The organism is Streptomyces sp. NPDC050704, assembly GCF_040654355.1.
In the GTDB taxonomy this organism is placed as follows: Bacteria; Actinomycetota; Actinomycetes; order Streptomycetales; family Streptomycetaceae; genus Streptomyces.
Window position 1 is genome coordinate 1 of sequence record NZ_JBFAHW010000160.1, and the last position, 19447, is coordinate 19447.

Here is a 19447-nt window from a genome sequence, read left to right on the forward strand (position 1 = left end):
CAGCCGCATGATCAGGCCGCAGAAATCTGAATGTGCAGGGCCTCCCGTACCGCTTGCTCCAGTTCATCCAGTTCTTCGGGACTCGGGGCGTCGATCCCAGCTGTTGGTCCTGTCCTGACTGGCGACGCGGACGGTGACGGTCGAGGACGTTCCGGCGGCCCCGGTCTGGTAGGCGGCGGAATACTCGTCGTCGTATGCCGTGCCGGAGCGCCACATGTCGATGCCCGCGCTGGTCAGAGAGGTCACTCCGCCGCTTTGGCTGACGGCGGCCGGAATCGAACTGTATGCCCTGTAGGGAGAGGTGACGATACGCAAGTTGCTGAATGTCGCGCTACCTGCGGTGGTGCTGTGGGCGGTGTGGATGACACCGGCATCCTGGGTGGTCGCCATGGACGGCAGGGTCACCTTCGAGCCGACCTGAGTGAAGGTGGATCCGTCGGTGGAGTAGTAGGCGGACACCTGGGTGGCGGTGCGGGTGAGCCGCAGCCAGACCGGTGCCTTGACGGTGGCAGCGGTGGACGTGAGCTTGTCGAGGTAGCCGTCGGCGTTGGAGTCCCGCTGGAAGCTGACGCCGTTGTTCGGGGTCACCACCACAGCCGCGTATCCGGCGGAGGAGCCGTCGTCGGTGAGGTCGTTGCGCAGGACGACGCCGGCCTTGGCCCAGCCACTGGTCTTGTCCAGGCTGTCGACCCGGGCGGTCACCGACGTGCCGTCGACAGCCGCCCCGTTTCGGAAGACGGTGCCGTACTCGTCCTCGTGCTGTCCGCCGGCACCCCAGATGTCCTCGCCCGCGTCGGTGATCGTGAAGTGGCCACCGCTCTGGCCGGTGTTGGCGGGCGTGGAGGAGTAGGCGCTGTAAGGGGAGCTGACGGGGTCGGTGGTCAGCGGACGGTACCGGGGCTGGATACCGGCGTTGTCCATGACCGTCTTGGCGGCTGACGGCCAGTTGCCGTCGCTGACGACAACGGTGCCGCTGACCACGTCACCGCGGCCGTTGGTGTTGGTGATGTTCGCGGACCTGTTGTTCGTCCAGTTGTCGGTCAGGGTCAGGGCGCCGGTGTTGTTGGTCGCGCTGCTGTTCTCGTGGCCCCATTCGCCAGTGTTGCGGAAGACGTTGTTGGTGTCCGTGAAGTTCCGGGAGCCCTCGTCGTGGTAGAAGCCGAACCAACCGTTGTTGCTGTGGCAGTAGTTGCGATCGAAGGTGCTGCCCGGCGACGCCGACAGGGTGTACAGGCAGCCGCCGTCGGTCATCTGCTGCATGAGGTCGTGGATGTAGTTGTCGGTGACGTGGTTGTTCGCGGCGGTGGTCGCCGTCTTGTAGATGGGCTGGTAGTTGTACAGGCCCCGGTTGACGTAGTCCTGGCTGCCGCCGATGTCGTTGGCGCCCCAGCCGTATCCGATGGTGAGGCCGGAGTAGGGCAGGTTGTACACCTCGTTGTGCGAGACGGTCGCGCCGTTCACGTAGGTGACGAGGATGGCCGACATGTCACGGTATTCCAGCGCCACGTCATGAACGAGGTTGTTGCTCAGCGTGATGTCCCGGTTGGTCATCCGCCTGTCACTGGGGTGGTGCGCGTCCGCCCGAACGCCGCCGACGGCGATGCCGCCGCCCGCGTCCTGGGTGAAGACGTTGCCGGTCACGGTGATGGTGCGGGCGCCGAGTCCCACGCCGGTGGTGTGGGCGTTGGCGTCGTTGCCGATGCCGAGGCTGTTCTGTCCGAGCTGGGTGAACCGGTTACCGGTGAAGGTGATGTGGTCGGCGGCCGAGACCTGGACGGCGGAGGGCATCTGCTTCCAGTGGGGGCGTGCCGCCTCGAAGAGCCGGCAGCCGCTCTGGCACGAGGTCAGCGCGTCCGACGGGCGGTCCCAGGTACCGGAGAGGTATGCGCCGGTCTGCTGGCTGGCGTAGCCGTGGGTGGTGGGGTCCAGCCAACTGGTGCCCGAGAACTGCAGCCCTGAGAAGGCGATATGGGTGGCGGGGGAGGAGTACGTCCCTCCGACGCTGATGAGCGACTCCAGCTTCGGTACCTCGACGTCGGCCTCACTCATGTGCTGCCCGGTGAGCGGCTTGTAGTACAGGGTGCCGGCAGCGGTGTCGAGGTACCACTCGCCGGCCGTGTCGAGGAACTCGTAGGCGTTCTCGATGTAGAGGGGCCCGGCCCGGAAGGGGCTCGACAGGGTGTCGTAGCCGAACGTGTTGTTGTTCCACGAGGGCTGGGCCATGGTGATGGTGCCGCTGCTGATGCCGGTCACCGGGGCATAGCGGTCGGTGAAGGATCCGACGCCGTGGATCTCGGTCCGGCCGGGCTGCGCGAGGCTGTTGAGGTAGCTCAGCGAGCTCTTGGCGAACGTGTATCCGCTGGTGGTCGCGGTCAGGTCCGAGCGGCTGACCTCGGCCCGGGCCCTGGTGGCCAGGACGCCGTCGACGGACAGATGGCGCGTGTCGAAGCCGGTGCCGACCTTGCTCTTCCAGATGTTCTTGGCCGAGTCCTGCACGGTCCAGCCGGTGGCCTTCTGCGCTCCGGTGATGACGGGACGGGCGCCCGGCGCGGCCTTCCAGTTCACCGTGTGACCGCCCGTGCCGGAGTCCGCCGAGGTGAAGGCGAGGGGCGCGGAGAGCCGGTAGGTGCCGTCGGCGAGCTCGACGGTGATGTTGCCTTTCATGGAGTTGTTGGTCGCCCGCACCTTGGTCTTGGCCTGGATGACGGAGCACGGCCGGCTCACGGAGCAGGCGGTCCCGGAGCCGCTCGGTGAGGCGTGGAGCGTCGTGCCGGCCGCGAAGGCGGGGCCGGCCTGGACGAGGACCGTGGCGGTCGAGGCGGTGAGGACGGCGGCTGTGGCCAGCCATGCTCTGAAACGGCTGGGAACCGCGGGACGTATGCGGGTTGTTCGCATGTGACACCTTCCGGGAGGTTCAGGGGGCCCGTGGTGCTCTTGGCGGGCAGGGGAGAGCCCAGCGGCAAGAGGGGGAAGGGGTAGTAGCGATGTAACATTAGACGTCATATGAATTCCGTCAATAGATCGCGCATGCCGGCTCGGCCGGAGCCTGCCCGGGCATGCGAACGCCCCCGGCCTGTCGGCTCGGGGGCGAGGTCGGTGCGGGTGCTCTCAGGAGGCGGGCGAGCTGACGTTCGGCAAGCGGCGGCGGCTCCAGGCGGTCTGGATGTGTGCCGCCATGGCCTGCGCGGCCCCTTCGGAATCCCGGGCCAGTAGCCGCTCGGCGACTGCGCGGTGCTCCTCGTTGGCCTGCTCGCATGCGGTCGCGTCCGGAGTGCCGTTGTACAGGAATGTCGTGCGCGCCTGGGCGTGGAGGATCCGGATGATGGAACGCCCGAGCCTGTTGTGGGATGCCTGCATGATCCGGTCGTGGAAGGCCACATCGGTCTCGATGAAGCGTGCGGGGTCGGCGGTCTCCTCGTCGAGCCGGGCGAGCAGCTGCTCGATGGCTCGCAGGTCGTCGTCGGTGGCCAGCTCCGCGGCCTGGGCTGTCATCTGGGCCTCCAGCGTCGACCGGATGTCGACCAACTGGTCGAGGACGACGAGCTGGTCGTCATGCTGGACGGTCGCGGCGAGCACGACGGGGTCGAGGAGGTTCCATTCCTCGGGTGGGGTGACGGTGGTGCCGTAGCCCTGCCGGGCCTGGACCAGCCCCTTGGCCTCCAGGGACTTGACCGCCTCGCGGATGGTGATCCGGCTGACGCCGAACGTCTCGGAGAGCTCGGGTTCCACCGGCAGGGTCGATCCTGGCGGAATGGCGCCCGACACGATCGTGTCGGTCAGGCTCTCCATGACGGCCTGCGCCAGTCGGGCCGGACGCTTGGGCCAGGGCTTGAGAACAGAAGGCTCTCCTGTCCTACCGGTGCTCTCCTTGGCCATGCATGTCCCCCTTGCTGATGCGGATGAGGGCGAGTCTACTGCGCGGAAACTCCTTGACAGCATTCGTATGACGACTTACGTTACACGAAAATTTCGCAGCAGCACTTTCCCGTGCAAGGGGTGCAAGTCGTGCGCATTACCGAAGTCGAGTGCCATCTGGTCCGGGTGCCGGGAGTCAGTCCGCCCTTCGTCTGGCGGGACGGACTCCTGGGCAGCCCGTCCGAGGGTGAGGCCGCGGTGCTGCGCATCTGCACCGACGAAGGGGTCGAGGGGGTGGCGATGTCCCCCCGGCGTGGCAGTGGTGTCGTCCTGGCGGACCTGCTGGACCGCGTACTGCGCAAGGAGTTGGTGGGGCACGATCCCCTGCAGCGGGAATGGCTCTGGCACCGCATGTGGGAGCTGGACCGCACGGAGGAGCTCCCGCTCTACCTGCTGGGGCTGGTCGACACCGCGCTGTGGGACCTGGCCGGACGACTCGCCGACCGGCCCACCTGGCAGATGCTCGGCGGTTACCGCACCTCGATACCCGCCTACGCCTCCACTGTCACCTACTCCTCGGTCGAGGAGTACCTGGACATCGCCGACCAGGCCTTGGAGCTCGGCTACCCCGCCGTCAAGCTCCATGCCTGGGGTGACGCCCGCCGCGACGCCCGCTTGTCGGTGGCACTGCGCGAGCATGTGGGCGACGACGTCCCGCTGATGTTCGACGGGTCGGCGGGCTTCGACCTCCCCGATGCGATCTATCTTGGGCACGCTCTCTCAAGCGTCGGCTACCTCTGGTACGAGGAGCCGATGAGGGAGTTCAGTGTCACCGCGTACAAACGCCTCGCCGACGCGGTGGCCGTTCCCCTCCTCGTGGCCGAGACCTCCGACGGGGCGCACATGAACTCGGCCGATTTCATCCAGGCCGGAGCCGCCACCTTCGGAGTCCGCGCCTCCACCCAACTGCGCGGCGGCTTCACCGGCGCGATGCGCACCGCCCACCTCGCCGACGCCTACCGGCTGCGCGCCGAGGTGCACGGGCCGGAGATCCCCAACCGGCACCTGTGCATGGCCATCTCGAACACCACCTACTACGAGTCGCTGGTCATGGGCAATCCCATCAGGCGCGAGAGCGGCATCGACGCCCAAGGCCTCGTTCATGCCCCCACCGGTCCGGGAGTCGCCCTTCCGGCGGGCCTGGACTACCCTCCCGCTCTTCAGGGATTTGTCGACAAGGAGACCGTCACTCCGCCCCAGGCCTGATGACCGGAGCCCCAGGCCCGACGGCCTGACTCGAACACCCCGAACGCGGCACCTCTCCCGCTGTGCGCCCTTTCCCAAGATCTGAGGTCAATCATGAACGACGACGTTCCGGTTTCCTCCCGCCGCCAGCTCAGGCACACGGCCGTCGCCGTCCTGGGCGCCGTCTCACTGTTCGCGCTCGCCGCCTGCGGCAGCGCGGACCCCACGCCCCCGGAGACTTCCTCCCCGGCGGCCTTCAAACCCGCGGCTCAGCAGCAGGGCAGTGAGATCACGGTCTGGGCGGACGCCACCCGTGTCCCGGGCGTGCAGGCGTACCAGAAGGCGCATCCGGACGTGAAGATGAAGATCGTCACGTACAGCGGCGACGCCAACGGGGCCAATGACCTGCAGACCAAGGTGCAGCTGTTCGACCGGACAGGCAGCGGCTGGCCCGACGTCGCCTTCAGCGCCAACGTCAACGACGGCACCTGGGCCTCCCAGGGCAAGACGCCCTACGCCGCCCCCGTCAACCGGGACATCATCCCGAAGACCACCCTCGACGGCTTCTCCGACGGCGCCCTGGACCCGTGCGTCTTCAACGGCAACACCTACTGCCTGCGCAACGACCTGGCCCAGAACGTGCTCTGGTACAACAAGAAACTCATGGACAAGTTCGGGTACGAGGTCCCGACCACCTGGGAGGAGTACCAGGCACTCGGCGAGAAGGTCGCCAAGGAACACCCCGGCTACCTGGTCGGCACCGCCGGAGACGCCTGGACTCCTGAGGTGTACTTCTGGGCGAGCCAGTGCACGGCCAGCACCACCACCGGCGCCAAGAAGGTGAAGGTGGATCTGCGGGACGCCAAGTGCACCCGGATGGCCAAACTGCTCGACAGCCTGATCGCCAAGGGCTCGGTCTCCAAGGACACCGTCTTCAGCGCCGGCTTCATCAAGAACCAGGCGAGCAAGGTCCTGATGCTCCCCGGCCCCTCCTGGTTCGGCCAGGTGCTCTTCAACTCCACTTTCAAGGTCCCCAAGGGGCAGATCGCCGCGGCCTCCCCGCTGAAGTTCGAGGCCGACGCCAAGAACTACACCGGCAACGTCGGCGGTGGCCTGTGGTTCGTCTCCTCCCACAGCAAGAACCTCAAGGCGGCCTCCGACCTGGTGACCTGGATGACGACCTCGGACGACTACCAGGGCACCGCGGGCACCTACCCCGCGTACAAGACGGCCGCGACCACCTGGCTCGCCAACCAGAAGAAGACCGGCTACTTCGCCAAGGACATCAGCCCCGTCTTCGAGGAAGCCGCGGAACTGATCTGGCCCGGCTGGTCCGCCACCCAGTACAGCCAGGAAGCGATCTACTCCTCCACCGTGGTCCCCGCCCTGAACTCCGGCAAGACCCTCACCGACACCTTGGACACCTGGCAGACGGCCATCACCAACAAGGCCAAGTCCCTCGGATACACCGTCAACTAGCGAAGCGGACCGATGACCACCCACCTCGCAACGGAGCGGAAGGGCCGCCGCGGCCGCCGCTCCGCCCGAAACCCGGTCGGACGCGCCGGTTACGTCTTCGTCTCCGGCTATGTCCTCCTCCTGTTCGCCTTCGGCGTCCTGCCCACCTGTTACGCGGTGTGGCTGGCACTGTCCAACTCCCGCAACCAGCTCGTCGGACTCGGCAACTTCACCCGGACGTTCGCCGACTACCGCTTCGGTCCGGCCTTCCTCCACATCGGCCTGTACCTGGTGGTGTGGCTGGCCAGCCTGATGATCCTGGTGGTGCTGCTCTCCCTGATGCTGCACGGCCGCATGCGCAGGACCTCCACCAGCCTGCGGTTCCTGTTCTACCTGCCGGGTGCCCTCGCCGGGGTGGCGAGCGTCCTGCTCTTCCTGATCCTCCTCGACCCGGCTGCCAGCCCCGTCGGCTGGCTGCTGAAGGGCTTCGGCTGGCACACCCTCGCCCAGGTCAACGCCCCTGGACACCTGCCGGTGCTCTTCACCGTCATCGCCTTCTGGACCGGGGCCGGCGGCTGGATCGTGGTCATGTACGGCGCGCTCAACAGCATCCCGGACGAAATCCTGGAGGCCGCTCGCATCGACGGCGCCAGTACGCTGCAGATCGCCCTGCGCATCCAGATCCCGATGATCACCAAGTGGATCGCGTACATGCTGATCCTGGCCTTCGCGGCCGGCACCCAGCTCTTCGTCGAGCCGCAACTGGTCTCCCTCGCCAGCTGGGGCATGATCCCCGACAGCTGGTCACCGAACCAGCTCTCCTACCAGTACGCCTTCCAGGCAGGCGACTTCAACGGCGCGGCGGCGCTCTCCGTCGACCTCCTCATCCTGGGCCTCGCCTGCGCGGCGCTCGTCGTCTTCCGTACCGGCCTGTTCGAGAGGGACGAAGGATGACCGCGGATCCCACGGCTACAGCCCGCCGAACCCCGCCGCCCCGTACCGCCGGCGCCCGCATCGGCCCGAGGAAGTCCATGCGTCGGAAGCGCCGCCCAAGCTCACTGGCCGCCCGGCTGGCCTGGCTCATCGTCATGGGCCTGTCCGCGCTGTTCTTTAGTGTGCCGGTGGTGTGGCTCCTGCTGGCCCCGACCAAGACCGACGGCCAGATCGTCCGGGACAACCCGTTCTCCATCGGCTCTCTCGGCGCGGTCGCCGACACCTGGCAGCACCTGTACGCGTTCCAGGACGGCGCCATCCTCACCTGGCTGCTGAACTCGGCGCTCTACACGTTCGGCGCGCTGGCAGTGACCCTGGTGACGTCGATCCCCGCCGGGTACGCGCTGGCTCTCACCCAGTTCATCGGGCGACGGCTGCTGCTGACCATGACCATGCTCGTGATGCTCATGCCGACGGCCGCGATGGTGCTGCCCCTGTACCTGGGGATGAACGCCGTGCACCTGGACGGCACGATCTGGTCGGTCATCCTGCCCTTCTCCTTCTTCCCCTTCGGGGTCTACCTCACCTACATCTACTTCTCCTCCAACGTCCCCTCCGACCTGCTCGCCGCAGCGCGCATCGACGGCTGCTCGGAGTGGCAGGTCTTCCGTCTCATCGCGATGCCGCTGGCCAAGCCCGTGATCGCCCTGGTCGGCTTCTTCAACTTCGTCGGCAACTGGAACAACTTCTTCCTGCCGTTCGTGATGCTGCCCGACAGCTCCCAATATCCGGCACAGGTGGGGCTGAACAACCTGCTCGCCGCCTCGCCGCTGTTCAACACCTCCAGCGGTACGGGAAACCAGATCATGCGGCCCGAACTGGCCCTGGCCACGCTGGTGACCATCGTCCCTGTTCTGATCGTGTTCCTCTTCTCCCAACGCGCTCTCGTGTCCGGCATGCTCGCCGGCGCGACAAAGGAGTAAGGCGGCAACCGCACCCTTGGCGCCGCCACCGTGTTCAACCGGCGTTCCCTGCCGTCGGCGTCGCGCCAAGCCCCACGGCGGGCTGTCCGGCAACGCCGCCCGCACCCACCGGGCGGCAGGACGGCCACACCAGCGACATGATCAACACGGGTACTCCCGCGGGCGTGGCCCTCGGCCTTCCCGGCACTCCCTACCTCCGCCCCGGCGACACCGTCGAGCTCTCCGTCGACGGGTTCGGCGCCCAGCACCAGACCTTCGGCCAAGCGTGAAAGGTACCCCTTTGACCAGCACGAGCGGCCTGTCAGGACTCAAGACCGACCTCAGCGACGACGCCTCGGTACGCGTCGCCGTGGACGCCGCTGCCGGGCAGCTCGGTGGCCTGGACATCCTGGTCAACAACGCGGGCGTCGACGCCGTCGGTACCGTCGAGGACAACCCGGACGAGGAGTGGCACCGCGTCCTCGACGCACGCCGGCCCCTGGGCCGCCTGGTCACCGCGGACGAGGTGGCGGCGGGCATGGTCCATCTGGCGAGCCCCGCCGCGGCCTCCGTCACCGGCACGGCCCTCGCCGTCGACGGTGGCATGCAGGGGCTCCGGCTGCGCCCGGCGGTCGGCGCATGAGAGCGGCGACGCCGGTCGGCACCGGTGTCAGGATCACTGAGCTGTCGTTCGGGGCCGCCGGCATCGGCAACCTCTTCCGCCCGGTCACCGACGAGGCCGCGTTCGCCACGGTGGAGGCGGTCTGGGACGCGGGCGTACGCACCTTCGACACCGCCCCGCACTACGGGCTCGGACTGTCCGAGCGGCGCCTGGGCGCCGCACTGCGCGGACACGACCGCGACACGTACACCGTCTCCACCAAGGTCGGGCGACTGCTCGAACCCAACCCCGAAGGCGGCCGCGGCGACGATCTCGCCCATGGCTTCGCCGTGCCCGACACCCACCGGCGAGTCTGGGACTTCAGCCGCGACGGAGTCCTGCGCTCCCTGGAAGCGAGCCTGAACCGCCTCGGCCTGGACCGTGTGGACATCGCCTTGCTGCACGACCCGGACCACCACACCGAGCAGGCGCTCACCGAGGCATACCCAGCCCTGGAACGGCTGCGCGACGAAGGCGTCGTCAAGGCGATCGGCATCGGAGTCAACCAGTGCGCGCTCCCCGCCCGCTTCCTGCGCGAGACCGACATCGACGTGGTGCTGCTCGCCGGCCGCTACACCCTGCTGGAGCAGGAGGGGCTTGCTGAGGTACTGCCGGAGGCCGCCGCCCGCGGCAGGAGTGTCATCGTCGGCGGGGTGTTCAACTCGGGTCTGCTCACCGACCCGAAACCCGGGGCCACGTACGACTACGCGCCGGCCCCACCACATGTGCTTGACCGGGCCCTGCGCATGAAGGCGGTCACCGAATGCCACGGCGTGCCGCTGCGCGCAGCCGCTCTGCGCTTCCCGTTCGGTCATCCGGCGGTCGCGAGCGTACTGTCCGGCGCGCGTTCCGCCGAGGAGGTCCGCGACACAGTGGAACAGCTGCGGCGAACGGTCCCGGCCGCGGTCTGGGACGGACTGCGCACCGAGGGCTTGCTGCCCCCGCACGTCCCCGTCCCTGCCGCCGCACCGGTCGAAGAAACCGATCGACCGAAGGAGGAGTCGCGGGGGTGACCGCCATTGAGGCGAACACCGGCGAGGGCGTCATCGACGCACACCACCACGTACGGGACCTCTCCCTCCGTGACAAGGCCATTCGCCGGACCGCTCGCGCACCAGCTCAAGCGGCGGCCCGGGGAGCCGGGCTTTGTCGTGCACGACCGGCCCGGCCCGGCCTCGCACGACGCCCTCCCCGGAGCGGACCCGGCAGCGCGAGCAACTCGCCCTCATCGTCGAGCTGCCCCGCCGCCGGGTCCGGCGCAGGACTTGCCGGATACCTTCACCGCCGCCTACCCGCGTGCCTGGCGACGGTCAGGGCGGCCGAGAGTCTCCTGCGGCGCACAGCTGGTCCAAAGCGCACGGCGGGAAGGCGAGGTCAGATGCTGGAGGGCACGCGGATGTCTAAAGTCCCAGCACTTCGCCGTACCTGATGGCCCCGTGGGGCAGCGCGAAACCGAACGGGGTCAGCGACTTGCCCAGCGGGTACGTCTCCTCGGTGCTGGTCGGCGCGAACCAGACGCCACCGGACCTGGGCTCACCGGCGTTCTCCCCGGGCGCGCTCACCGCGATGTCCCACAGCCCGTCGCGGTTGTAGTCGCCGACGGCCACCTGGGCGCCGAAGCGGTCGCCGGCCTCGGCCGTGCCGGGCATGTTCGGGGTGCTCTGGCTGCGGGCCGGACCCCCGTAGAGGCCGTGCTCCGTGCCGTTCAGGGTGACGTACCCGCCCGCGTCCTTCACGGTGCCCACGTCCTCGCCGGGCACACCGACCACCAGCTCCGGACGGCCGTCGCCGTTCAGGTCACCCGCGGCCAGCGCGGCGCCGAAGTCGTCGCCCTCCTCGGCGGCGCCGCCGACCTCCGGGCTGGACTGCGTGACGCACTCGTTCTCGGTGCCGAACTGTGCGGTCTTCGAGCCCTTGAGCAGGAGCACCGCACCGCCGAGCCGGTCCTCGCAATGCGTGGTCTCCGACTCGGGGTTGGGCTGTACGAGGCCGATCGCCAGGTCGTCCGTGCCGTCCCGGTCGAAGTCTGCGGCGGCGAGCGCGCGGCCGCGATCGGCATCGGCGTACCACTGGGCCGGCTTGGCCTGGTCGTCCCACCGTGTGATGAAGGTGCCGGAGTCCTCCATGGCCTGCCAGGTGGTGGCGAGGTCGTCCCGGCCGTCGCCGTCGAAGTCGCCGGTGGCCAGGTCGCGGGTGCTGCCGCCCATGCTGTAGCTGCGCAGGGTGGTGGTGGTCACCGGGTCGGCGGTGAGCGGGCCCGGGCGGAACCGGAGTGCGCCGTGCTCCTCGCCGTTCTCGCCGTACGCGAGGTCGGTGTCACCGTCGCCGTCGTAGTCGCCCGTGGCGATGGTGCGGCCGATGCTGCTGAACTCGGACGCGCCCCTGGCCACGGTGGTGCCCTTGACGTTCCACTCCGAGCCGTCCAGGACGGTGATGGTGCCCTCGTCCTTGAGCTGATCGGAGGTGAGCGACTCGCCGCTCGCGCCGACGACAAGCTCGAAGACGCCGTCGCCGTTCACGTCGGCGGGTGCCACGGAGGAGCCGAAGCGGTCGCCCGCCTCGGGTGTGCCGGGTATGCCGGCCTCGGCCTGGCTGATGACGCCGGTGGACTGGCTCGGGCTCTGCGGGCCGCCATAGATCACGCTGACATAGCCGGCCTTGGCTTTGCCGTCCACCGTGGCGTTGGGCATCCCGACCGCGATGTCCGCGTATCCGTCGCCGTTGAAGTCGAACCGCGCAGCCGTTGCAGCCGCGGCGCTTCCGGCGAGCGGCAGGGTCAGACCGGCGGCGGTGAGTGCCGCTACGGCGGCGGTGGCGGTCAGGGTGCGTACACGCACGGGGCAACTCCCGTAGTCGAAAGGGGAAACAAAAGGAAACAAGGGGGAAGGGTTTCCGGGGCTGTGACTCACGAGGCGTACGAAGGGTTGTGCGAAGGTGGCTGCCCGGTGAACACAACCTGCTTCAGTCCGAGTTCGACCTCAAGGCCCGTGGGAGTGAAGCGTTGCGCAAGATCCAGGTAGATCCCGGCCCGCGACCCGGGAGCAGCACGAGGGCATCTCGGTACCCAGAACCGGTTCTGTCCTTCGCGGACCTGTTCCCACCAGGGGCTTCTCCTGTATCTGATGCGGGGTCAAGCCTGTCTGATGTCCCTGGTCAGGAAGATCTCGGATGCGTCGAACGGGCGGCATGGCCAATACTCTGAGCTCCGTCCGCACTGTCTGGGAGCGTCGTGACAAGTAGGTTCACCGAGTTGGCCGTTGACTGCCACGATCCGGAGAGGCTCGCGGCCTTCTGGTGCGAGGTCCTGGACTTCAAGGTGATCGACCGGAGTGAGGGCAAGGTCGAGATCGGCTCCTGGGTGCCGACCGTCGAGGATGTTCGGGCCCGCCAGATGGCGCCCACCCTGCTGTTCATCCAGGTGCCCGAGGGCAAGACCGTGAAGAACCGGCTTCACCTCGACGTCAGCCCGATCGACGGCAGCACCGAGGACGAGGTGACCAGATTGCTCGGCCTCGGCGCCACCGAGACGGATGTGGGCCAGGGCTCAGACCGAAACTGGGTGGTCATGGCAGACCCCGAGGGCAACGAGTTCTGCGTCCTGCGCACCCTGGCACCGCAGAACTAGGCCGCGGGCGGGCGCCCGCACCCCGTCACACACCGCAACCGTCACGTTGCCGAGAAATGCTTTCGGGGTCTCATCGGACGGGCCGTTCGGGGATTCCCGCAAGAACCTTTCCAGCGATGTCGAGGAGCACGCTGTCGTCCGGGAGGGCGCCGGACGTGCTCCACACGGTGATGTCGTAGTAGCCGCCCCGGTCCTTACGGTCGAGGGCCACGGACAGTGTCCTGGCCAGGGGGCCTTGTTCGACCGGTCCGCCGGATCCGCCGCTACTCCCCAGATTGATCTCGAACTTCATGGTGTGAGCCGAGGAGAAGACCGCGGGCCTTCCGAGAACCGTAAGCGTCTTGACGTCTGTCTCGTCCCCGAACTTCATCAGATTCACGTACTGGTCAGTCGTCAGCTGGTTGTACGTGGCCGAGACATTCACGGTGTACGTGCCGAACGCGACCTCGGCCTCCGGTTGGGCGACCTTCCCATCCGTCAGAGGAGCGGTGTTGCTGGTGCCGGAAGCAGTGGTCGCGGTCTCTCCAGGCGTGCCGAGGAGCTCGGCCAGGTCTGGCCGGTTGAGCGCCTTGCACAGCTCTTCACCGGTCACCGGCCGGGGCGTGTCCTTGTAGGCCTTCGGAAGCTCCTCTTGTGCCCCGTCCGAACACGAGGCGGGCTGCGGGGTGTTGTCGTCGGACGGCATGAAGCGTGGGCCCGCCCACACCGCGGCCGCGAGTGCCCCGAACACGGCCACGGCCGCGACGGCTTGGCCCCAGGCGTTGTGATCCTTCTCCGGAGTGACCGGGCCGGGAGGACGCGGCCCGGTTCCGGCCTGGGGCTGGGCCTGGGCCTGGAACTGGGGCTGGGGCTGGGCGGCAGCATCGACGGCCGTCCCGTCTGCGGAGGCTGCCGGACTCGGGTTCCGGCGTGCGCGCAGAGCCCGGATCACGATGTAGACACGTACTGCGGTGAACACGAGGAACACCACGCCGAGACCGGCCGCGATCCGATCCTGATCGTGCACGGCGAGATACATGATGCGCACGCCGAGAACAGACCCGACCACGATGAGCAGGGGTTCGCGGACCCAGAACGGCAGGAGACGGAGGAGGAAACCGAGCATCCGGCGATCTCATCAGTACAAGATCACATTCGCCATGATGGAAGCCACAATTCCGGGTATGCGCAGAGTCTGCCGGAACAAGAGACGCCAAGTCAGCTCCGCCGTCAAGGGCTGAGCCAAAGCTGTCTGGGGTTCTGGACCACTCCACTGCCCTGAGTCGGACACCCACGGAATGCCCGTGACCCGCCCGCCCGCTACTAGCCGACAGTCCACGGTCGCCCGTCCGGTGCCGCCCAGTTGGTGGGCCAGGACCCGCACCGTGACCGGATCGGTGTGGCCGGGATCGCTGCCGGCGTGGATGCGGGGGAGCCAGGATCCGTCCCGCAACTGCCGGTCGACGGGCAGGATGCGGCTGGCTGGCACCCGCCACAGCAGCCGGGCGCCGGTGGCGGCGAAGGCGCGCCACAGCGGCACGCCGAGGAACTCACGGTCGCCCAGGACCAGTTGGTCCGCTCCGCAGGAACGCGGCAGCCGACCCACCAGGGTCACTTCCCCGGTGCGGCAGCCGGCGAGGTCGGCCCCGAGCCTTGGCCCCACCGGTGAGCTTGTGGTGGGGCGATGTCGGCATACACGCGAACGTACCCAACCGGATACACGGGAATGCGGTCGCGCCGGCCGTTCGTCACGTGACTGAGCGGCCCAGGTAGGCGGCGAGACGGTCGAGCGGGCCGGCGTCATCGGGGACCGGCTGCGGCGGAGCGAAGGAACCGGCGGCAGTGCGGGGCAGATCGCCGTAGATCTCTCGTACGACGGGGAGGGCTGTCTCAGCGACGTGCTGAATGGTGTCGTAGGGGTGTCCGATGGCCTGGGCCAGGTCCCAGCCGTGGACCAGCATCTCGATCACCAACTGCTCGACGAGCCGTCGCCCGGGAGCGGGCCCGTAGCGCCGATCGAGCATGCCCGGGCGCCTGAAGGCCGACCGTGCGGCCTGGGATGCGGTACGGAATGCCGCGACATGGTCGTCCCCGAGATGGTCGGCGGTGAAGTCGGAACGGGGAGTTCCGTCGGCCAGGCCGGCCCACAGCAGGTTCTCCCAGACCAGGTGGTTGAGGAGGGTGCGAACGTCCCAGTCGGCGCAGGCCGTTGGCCGGTCGAACTGGCCCGGCTCCACCGCGGAGACAAGCCCGCCGACGGCGTCCAGGACTTCGCCACAGGCATGGAGCACGCCGGTCGGTTCCCACACGTCCTGCCCCACGTCGTACAACTCGGCGAGTTGCTCGGCTCGTGCACCGGGTTCAGGATGCGCCCGCAGTGCCGTCGTCAGCCATCGGCCGGCTGCTGCCATGCTGGGCCGCACGGGCCAGCCGTTGATGATGCACAGCAGCTGCCAGTACCGCTCCATGCGCGTGTCGGAGGCGACTTCTAGCTGATCGAGGAGCAGACCTCTGGCCTGCGCGTTGTCGACGAGCTCCGTTCCGTCCGGAGCAGCCTGCGTAGGCATCCAGGTCGCGACGATGGCGGTGACGACGGGATCGGCTGCCGGCGAGTCCGGGGCGATTCCCTGCGCCGTCGCTGTCTCCACTTGCCGCAGCCACTCGTCTGTCACCTGCTCTGCGTCCCGCAACGCGCTGTCGTCGTGCTCGCCCGGGTGGTGTTCGGCGGCGTAGTGGGCCATACGGCGCAGACTGGCCCGCAGAGCCGGATTCCTGACGAGTTCGCCTAGTTCGAGCCAGGCGTCGACCTGTTCGTCGGTGGGATCGGCGGGCAGGTCCGGGGTGGCCGCCAGCAGGCCTTGTCGGTAGGTGGGTACGTTCAGTTCTCCCAGGGTGTCGGTGACGAAGTCCCGGATGATGGCACGGCGTTCGGCGGCGGACATGCGCGCCAGGTCGGTCATGGTGGTGAGCCCCTCGGCGGTGGTGTTGCGGCGGATGACGGAGCGCAGTACGGCCTGCTGCGTTCGCAGCGTGCGGATCTGCTTCTCCAGCGCGTCGATGTGCGTCGCGGCCACCTCGGACAGGGTGCTCTCGCGCTCCAGTACGTCCCGGATCGTCGCCAGCCCCAGGCCCAGCCCTCGCAGTGTCTGAGCCAGCTGCAGCCTGGCCAGTGCCTCGGTGCCGTACAGCCGGTAGCCGGCCGGAGTCCGACGTGCCGGGTGAACGATCCCGGCGTCCGACCAGTGCCGGATCAGCTTCACCGACAGCCCGGTCTTCCGGGCGACCTCCCCGATACTCCAGAACGTGTTGTCACCGACGTGCATGCGCTCCACCCTTGGGTCTCCCACGAAGGGAGAGTCAACAGGCAACCGGAGCTCGGCACCCGGCCTCCGCCGGCCTTCGCCGCGGGATTCCACGGGAGATGTTTCGGGGTACGCGGCTGGACACAAAGAACCGCACGCCGACACCACCGGTGAGCTTGTGGTGGGCGACGTGGGTTGCCGCCGCGAGAGGGAGGGCATGGATTCCGGCGCAGGACACAGCGCCGTCACCTGCGGCCTACTTCTTGACCCGGTAACGCAGGTGGGTGACGCCGGTGCCTTCGACCACCGCGACAGGTCCCTCGAACTGCACCGGCGTGGCGCCGAGCTCGCCGAACAGCGTCTTCCCACCGCCCAGGACGACCGGTACCAGCTCGACGCCGACCTCGTCGAGCAGGCCGGCCTCCAGACACTGCCGGGCCATCTGCCCACCGTTGACCGCCACATTCTTGTCCCCGGCCAGTTCCCTCGCCCTGGCCACGGCCGCCTCGATGCCCTCGGTGACGAAGACGAAGTTCTCGTCGTCCTTCGGACGGTCGTCGGGGCGCCGGTGGGTGAGCACGACTGTGGTCACGTTCATCGGGTGACGTCCGCCCCAGGCGTTCGTCATGTCGTAGAGGTGCCGGCCGACGACCAGCGCACCGGTGTTCTCCCACTCCGGTTTGATCAGCTCGGCGCTCGCGGCGGAGAGGCGGACCGGCGGCACGGTGGGACTGGCCGACGGGAACTCGACGTCGCCGTTGCCGTACCACTGGAACAGCAGGTCGAAGCCGCTTTCTTCCGGTCCGGCGATGTAGCCGTCGAGGGACATCGTGGCACCGGTGACGATCTTGCTCATCTGGTTGTCTCCTTCGTTGTCCGCGGGCGTTGTCGATACGTCGTAGGCACGGCCGTCCTCTCGACATCCCTCGCCCGGATTCTTTCCGTGGACGGGGGCCGAACACCGACCCGACCGCGATCGTGGCCGCCGTGACACCCCACCAGCAGCGGCGCGGGGACCGCAGGGCCGCCCTGTTGCCAGATCCACCTCCATCACCGTATGCCAGGGGAAGAAGCTGGGGAGAAAACAGTGAACGGGTGGGCCATCTTCGGCCAGACACGAATCCGGTTCACTGCGATGAGGCCGGAGGGCTTTCCGCCTGGGCCGTTGTTCGGGCTTGGTCAGGTTCGTACTGGTGCGGGTACCCCGAGGCCGGCCGGGCGGATGCGCAGGGCCACGGCCACGCACCGCGAGTACCACCGCACATCGTCTTCGCCGAGGGCCGGACCGCTACGTTCCGGGCGGGTTCGTCGGGGTTCCCGTGGCCCCTGTGGGGATGATTCCTCTTCGCCGGACTTCATTGATTCTCGGACCGGCTCGTCAAGGCGTACCGGTCACCGTCGGCCGTGGGCTAGATTTCATGCGCGGCGGACAGGAGGCTGAGATGACCGGGACGACGGTGGCGCAGGCCGTGGCCGAGCTGGCCGCGCTTGAAGACCCGAAAATGCGCGAGGCGAACGAGAAACACGGTGACGATCACGGTGTGAACCTCGGCAAGCTACGCGCGCTCGCGAAACAGCTCAAGACGCAGCAGGAACTCGCGCGCGAGCTCTGGGCGACGGATGACACCGCGGCGAGGCTCCTGGCCATCCTGATCTGCCGTCCGAGGGCATTCGAGCGCGACGAGCTGGACACCATGCTGCGCGAGACACGCGCCCCCAAGGTGCACGACTGGCTCGTGAACTACGTGGTGAAGAAGAACCCGCACGCCGAAGAACTGCGCCTCGCCTGGAGCGCGGATCCGGACCCAGTGGTCGCGAGTGCCGGCTGGGCGCTGACCTCAGAGCGGGTGGTGAAGAAGCCCGAGGGCCTCGACCTCGCGGGACTGCTCGATGTCGTCGAGGCGGAGATGAAGGACGCCCCGGACCGTCTGCAGTGGGCCATGAACCACTGCCTGGCTCAGATCGGCATTCGGCACACCGAGCACCGCGCCCGCGCGATCGACATCGGCGAACGCCTGGAAGTACTCAAGGACTACCCGACGCCCCCGAACTGCACGTCTCCGTTCGCGCCCGTGTGGATCGCCGAGATGGTGCGCCGTCAGCACGAGGGATAGCGAAGTTCCGCCACGAGCCGGCAGGCTTCGGGGGCCGCTCCCTACGTGTGGATCAGCAGAGTTGCCGGATTGCCGCCCACGGCCTTAGCGATGCGCACCGTCCCCTTGGCTTCCGACGCGGATGCCGGAGCCCCGCGCGCCCATCCTTCAGCGGAGCCCTTTCGTGGATACCCCTGGCTTTAGCGGGCGTTCAAGTGCCGCTTCTGTCCGATTGGCCTGACCGCTGGCCGCACGCGTCGCCTCCACAGCGCCGTGCACCGCGCCTCGGCTTCCCGCATCTCCTGTGCGGAGATCTCCACGGGCTGCGGCGCGAGTGCGGCGGGGGAGCGGACCCCATCGGGCCAGTACATCGCATGGAGCGCGATCGCCCTCGTCGTCCACCTCGCGGAGCTGCCAAGTCGCTCCTTGTCGTGCCGCACCATCGTGCTGATCGCGACCTTGGCGGTGCGCTGCAGGGCCTGGCTGAGTGCTGGTAGTTCCGGCTGTCCGGAATTGGTTCCCATCGCGGTGACGGAGGCTGACTTGGAGCCCTTCCGCTTCGCCGAGTCAGCCGTTGAGCCTGGCTTCTTTGATGCGGTCGGTGAGGCTGTGGATGATCTTGGTCAGCCGCTTCCGCCGACCGGGTCGGTCCGCAGCATGCCGGTCGTCGGCAGGCGGCCCGGTTCGCCCGTGAAGCCGCGGTCTCAGCCCAGAAGGGACCGCGTGCCAGGCGACGCCTTCCGTCCCGCGAGGTCGTGATCAGCCTGGACGCGGAACGAAGGGCTGCCGCGCCGCACTCCGGTGACGCCCCGTCACCGTCACTGTCCCGACCGGGCTGCTGCCTCGTCGACGGGGATGCCCAGCAGAGCGGCCACGGCCGTGAGGGCTGTTCCCAGCGGGAGTGCGACCCGGGTGACCGCGTACTGGTCGCCCCGGGTCGGGTCCCGGTTGACGATCAGCACCGGCTTCCCCGCCTGGGTCGCCTGGCGGACGAACCGGAGCCCGGACATCACCGTCAGTGAGGAGCCCAGGACCAGCAGCGAGCCCGCCTCGCGGACCAGCTGACGGCAGTGCTCGACCCGCGGCGGCGGAACGGCTTCGCCGAAGAACACCACGTCCGGTTTGAGGATGCCGCCGCACACCGCGCAGGGCACCACGCGGAAGTCCCCGATCTGTTCGTCGGTGAGGTCGGCGTCGCCGTCCGGGTTGATCGCGGTGGCCACCGGCGCGAAGCCCGCATTGGCCTCTTGAAGCCGCCGGGCGAGTTCGCGGCGCGGGCTGAAGGTGCCGCAGGAAAGGCAGACGACCCGCTCCAGGCTTCCGTGGAGTTCCAC

The 19447-nt window shown here is 68.3% G+C and carries 16 protein-coding genes and 2 pseudogenes; 9 read left to right on the plus strand and 9 right to left on the minus strand.

The window, feature by feature from the left end; translation table 11 throughout:
- Nucleotides 1–63 precede the first annotated feature (63 nt).
- On the minus strand, nt 64–2895 hold the full coding sequence (locus tag AB0I18_RS47150) for a right-handed parallel beta-helix repeat-containing protein (protein WP_363112011.1): 2832 nt from the start codon (nt 2893–2895) through the stop codon (nt 64–66).
- A gap of 213 nt (nt 2896–3108) precedes the next feature.
- Nucleotides 3109–3876, minus strand: coding sequence for a FadR/GntR family transcriptional regulator (locus AB0I18_RS47155; RefSeq protein ID WP_363112012.1), 768 nt, complete (start codon nt 3874–3876; stop codon nt 3109–3111).
- Between the two features lie 129 nt (nt 3877–4005).
- On the opposite strand from AB0I18_RS47155, the gene AB0I18_RS47160 reads away from it, so the two are divergent.
- The 7 genes and pseudogenes from AB0I18_RS47160 to AB0I18_RS47190 all read left to right on the plus strand — a co-directional run bounded on the left by AB0I18_RS47160 (nt 4006) and on the right by AB0I18_RS47190 (nt 10127).
- Nucleotides 4006–5121, plus strand: coding sequence for an enolase C-terminal domain-like protein (locus AB0I18_RS47160; protein WP_363112013.1), 1116 nt, complete (start codon nt 4006–4008; stop codon nt 5119–5121).
- Nucleotides 5122–5214: 93 nt separating this feature from the next.
- On the plus strand, nt 5215–6579 hold the full coding sequence (locus tag AB0I18_RS47165) for an ABC transporter substrate-binding protein (protein WP_363112014.1): 1365 nt from the start codon (nt 5215–5217) through the stop codon (nt 6577–6579).
- A gap of 12 nt (nt 6580–6591) precedes the next feature.
- The gene (locus AB0I18_RS47170) at nt 6592–7512 is read left to right on the plus strand and encodes a sugar ABC transporter permease (RefSeq protein WP_363112015.1); all 921 of its coding nucleotides are present in this window, start codon (nt 6592–6594) and stop codon (nt 7510–7512) included.
- 77 nt (nt 7513–7589) lie between these two features.
- The gene (locus AB0I18_RS47175) at nt 7590–8474 is read left to right on the plus strand and encodes a carbohydrate ABC transporter permease (RefSeq protein WP_363112016.1); all 885 of its coding nucleotides are present in this window, start codon (nt 7590–7592) and stop codon (nt 8472–8474) included.
- A 140-nt stretch (nt 8475–8614) separates the two neighbouring features.
- Nucleotides 8615–8743, plus strand: a pseudogene (locus AB0I18_RS47180) (fumarylacetoacetate hydrolase family protein); the annotation flags it as partial.
- Between the two features lie 35 nt (nt 8744–8778).
- Nucleotides 8779–9096, plus strand: a pseudogene (locus tag AB0I18_RS47185) (SDR family oxidoreductase); the annotation flags it as partial.
- Nucleotides 9093–10127, plus strand: a complete 1035-nt coding sequence (locus tag AB0I18_RS47190; protein ID WP_363112017.1) for an aldo/keto reductase — start codon at nt 9093–9095, stop codon at nt 10125–10127. The pseudogene AB0I18_RS47185 and the gene AB0I18_RS47190, both read left to right, overlap by 4 nt.
- A gap of 387 nt (nt 10128–10514) precedes the next feature.
- On the opposite strand, the gene AB0I18_RS47195 is transcribed toward AB0I18_RS47190, so the two are convergent.
- A complete protein-coding gene (locus AB0I18_RS47195) occupies nt 10515–11951 on the minus strand; it encodes an FG-GAP and VCBS repeat-containing protein (protein ID WP_363112018.1) in 1437 nt (478 codons plus the stop codon).
- 392 nt (nt 11952–12343) lie between these two features.
- Between AB0I18_RS47195 and AB0I18_RS47200 the strand changes: the two genes are divergently transcribed.
- Nucleotides 12344–12739 carry a VOC family protein gene (locus tag AB0I18_RS47200; RefSeq protein ID WP_363112019.1) on the plus strand — a complete coding sequence of 132 codons (396 nt, stop codon included), beginning with the start codon at nt 12344–12346 and terminating at the stop codon, nt 12737–12739.
- A gap of 70 nt (nt 12740–12809) precedes the next feature.
- Here AB0I18_RS47200 and AB0I18_RS47205 read toward each other — a convergent pair whose 3' ends face one another.
- From AB0I18_RS47205 to AB0I18_RS47220, 4 genes are all read right to left on the minus strand, one after another.
- The gene (locus tag AB0I18_RS47205) at nt 12810–13844 is read right to left on the minus strand and encodes a DUF6215 domain-containing protein (RefSeq protein ID WP_363112020.1); all 1035 of its coding nucleotides are present in this window, start codon (nt 13842–13844) and stop codon (nt 12810–12812) included.
- Nucleotides 13845–13856: 12 nt separating this feature from the next.
- Complete coding sequence (locus AB0I18_RS47210; protein WP_363112021.1) at nt 13857–14381, minus strand: hypothetical protein; 525 nt, start codon at nt 14379–14381, stop codon at nt 13857–13859.
- 85 nt (nt 14382–14466) lie between these two features.
- On the minus strand, nt 14467–16041 hold the full coding sequence (locus tag AB0I18_RS47215) for a TIGR03086 family metal-binding protein (protein WP_363112022.1): 1575 nt from the start codon (nt 16039–16041) through the stop codon (nt 14467–14469).
- Nucleotides 16042–16276: 235 nt separating this feature from the next.
- The gene (locus tag AB0I18_RS47220; RefSeq protein ID WP_363112023.1) at nt 16277–16876 is read right to left on the minus strand and encodes a dihydrofolate reductase family protein; all 600 of its coding nucleotides are present in this window, start codon (nt 16874–16876) and stop codon (nt 16277–16279) included.
- Nucleotides 16877–17462: 586 nt separating this feature from the next.
- Here AB0I18_RS47220 and AB0I18_RS47225 point away from each other — a divergent pair.
- Nucleotides 17463–18134 carry a DNA alkylation repair protein gene (locus AB0I18_RS47225; protein ID WP_363112024.1) on the plus strand — a complete coding sequence of 224 codons (672 nt, stop codon included), beginning with the start codon at nt 17463–17465 and terminating at the stop codon, nt 18132–18134.
- A gap of 179 nt (nt 18135–18313) precedes the next feature.
- Here the strand turns inward: AB0I18_RS47225 and AB0I18_RS47230 are convergent, their stop codons facing one another.
- Nucleotides 18314–18637 carry a hypothetical protein gene (locus tag AB0I18_RS47230; RefSeq protein ID WP_363112025.1) on the minus strand — a complete coding sequence of 108 codons (324 nt, stop codon included), beginning with the start codon at nt 18635–18637 and terminating at the stop codon, nt 18314–18316.
- Between the two features lie 294 nt (nt 18638–18931).
- A partial coding sequence (locus tag AB0I18_RS47235) for a Sir2 family NAD-dependent protein deacetylase (protein ID WP_363112026.1) occupies nt 18932–19447 on the minus strand: 516 nt, incomplete at its 5' end.

Coding starts and splice junctions, on each gene's coding strand:
- AB0I18_RS47150 (WP_363112011.1), bottom strand. CDS start 2,895: ATGCGAACAACCCGCATACGTCCCGCGGTTCCCAGCCGTTTCAGAGCA.
- AB0I18_RS47155 (WP_363112012.1), bottom strand. CDS start 3,876: ATGGCCAAGGAGAGCACCGGTAGGACAGGAGAGCCTTCTGTTCTCAAG.
- AB0I18_RS47165 (WP_363112014.1), top strand. CDS start 5,215: ATGAACGACGACGTTCCGGTTTCCTCCCGCCGCCAGCTCAGGCACACG.
- AB0I18_RS47170 (WP_363112015.1), top strand. CDS start 6,592: ATGACCACCCACCTCGCAACGGAGCGGAAGGGCCGCCGCGGCCGCCGC.
- AB0I18_RS47175 (WP_363112016.1), top strand. CDS start 7,590: ATGCGTCGGAAGCGCCGCCCAAGCTCACTGGCCGCCCGGCTGGCCTGG.
- AB0I18_RS47190 (WP_363112017.1), top strand. CDS start 9,093: ATGAGAGCGGCGACGCCGGTCGGCACCGGTGTCAGGATCACTGAGCTG.
- AB0I18_RS47205 (WP_363112020.1), bottom strand. CDS start 13,844: ATGCTCGGTTTCCTCCTCCGTCTCCTGCCGTTCTGGGTCCGCGAACCC.
- AB0I18_RS47215 (WP_363112022.1), bottom strand. CDS start 16,041: ATGCACGTCGGTGACAACACGTTCTGGAGTATCGGGGAGGTCGCCCGG.
- AB0I18_RS47220 (WP_363112023.1), bottom strand. CDS start 16,876: ATGAGCAAGATCGTCACCGGTGCCACGATGTCCCTCGACGGCTACATC.
- AB0I18_RS47225 (WP_363112024.1), top strand. CDS start 17,463: ATGACCGGGACGACGGTGGCGCAGGCCGTGGCCGAGCTGGCCGCGCTT.
- AB0I18_RS47230 (WP_363112025.1), bottom strand. CDS start 18,637: ATGGGAACCAATTCCGGACAGCCGGAACTACCAGCACTCAGCCAGGCC.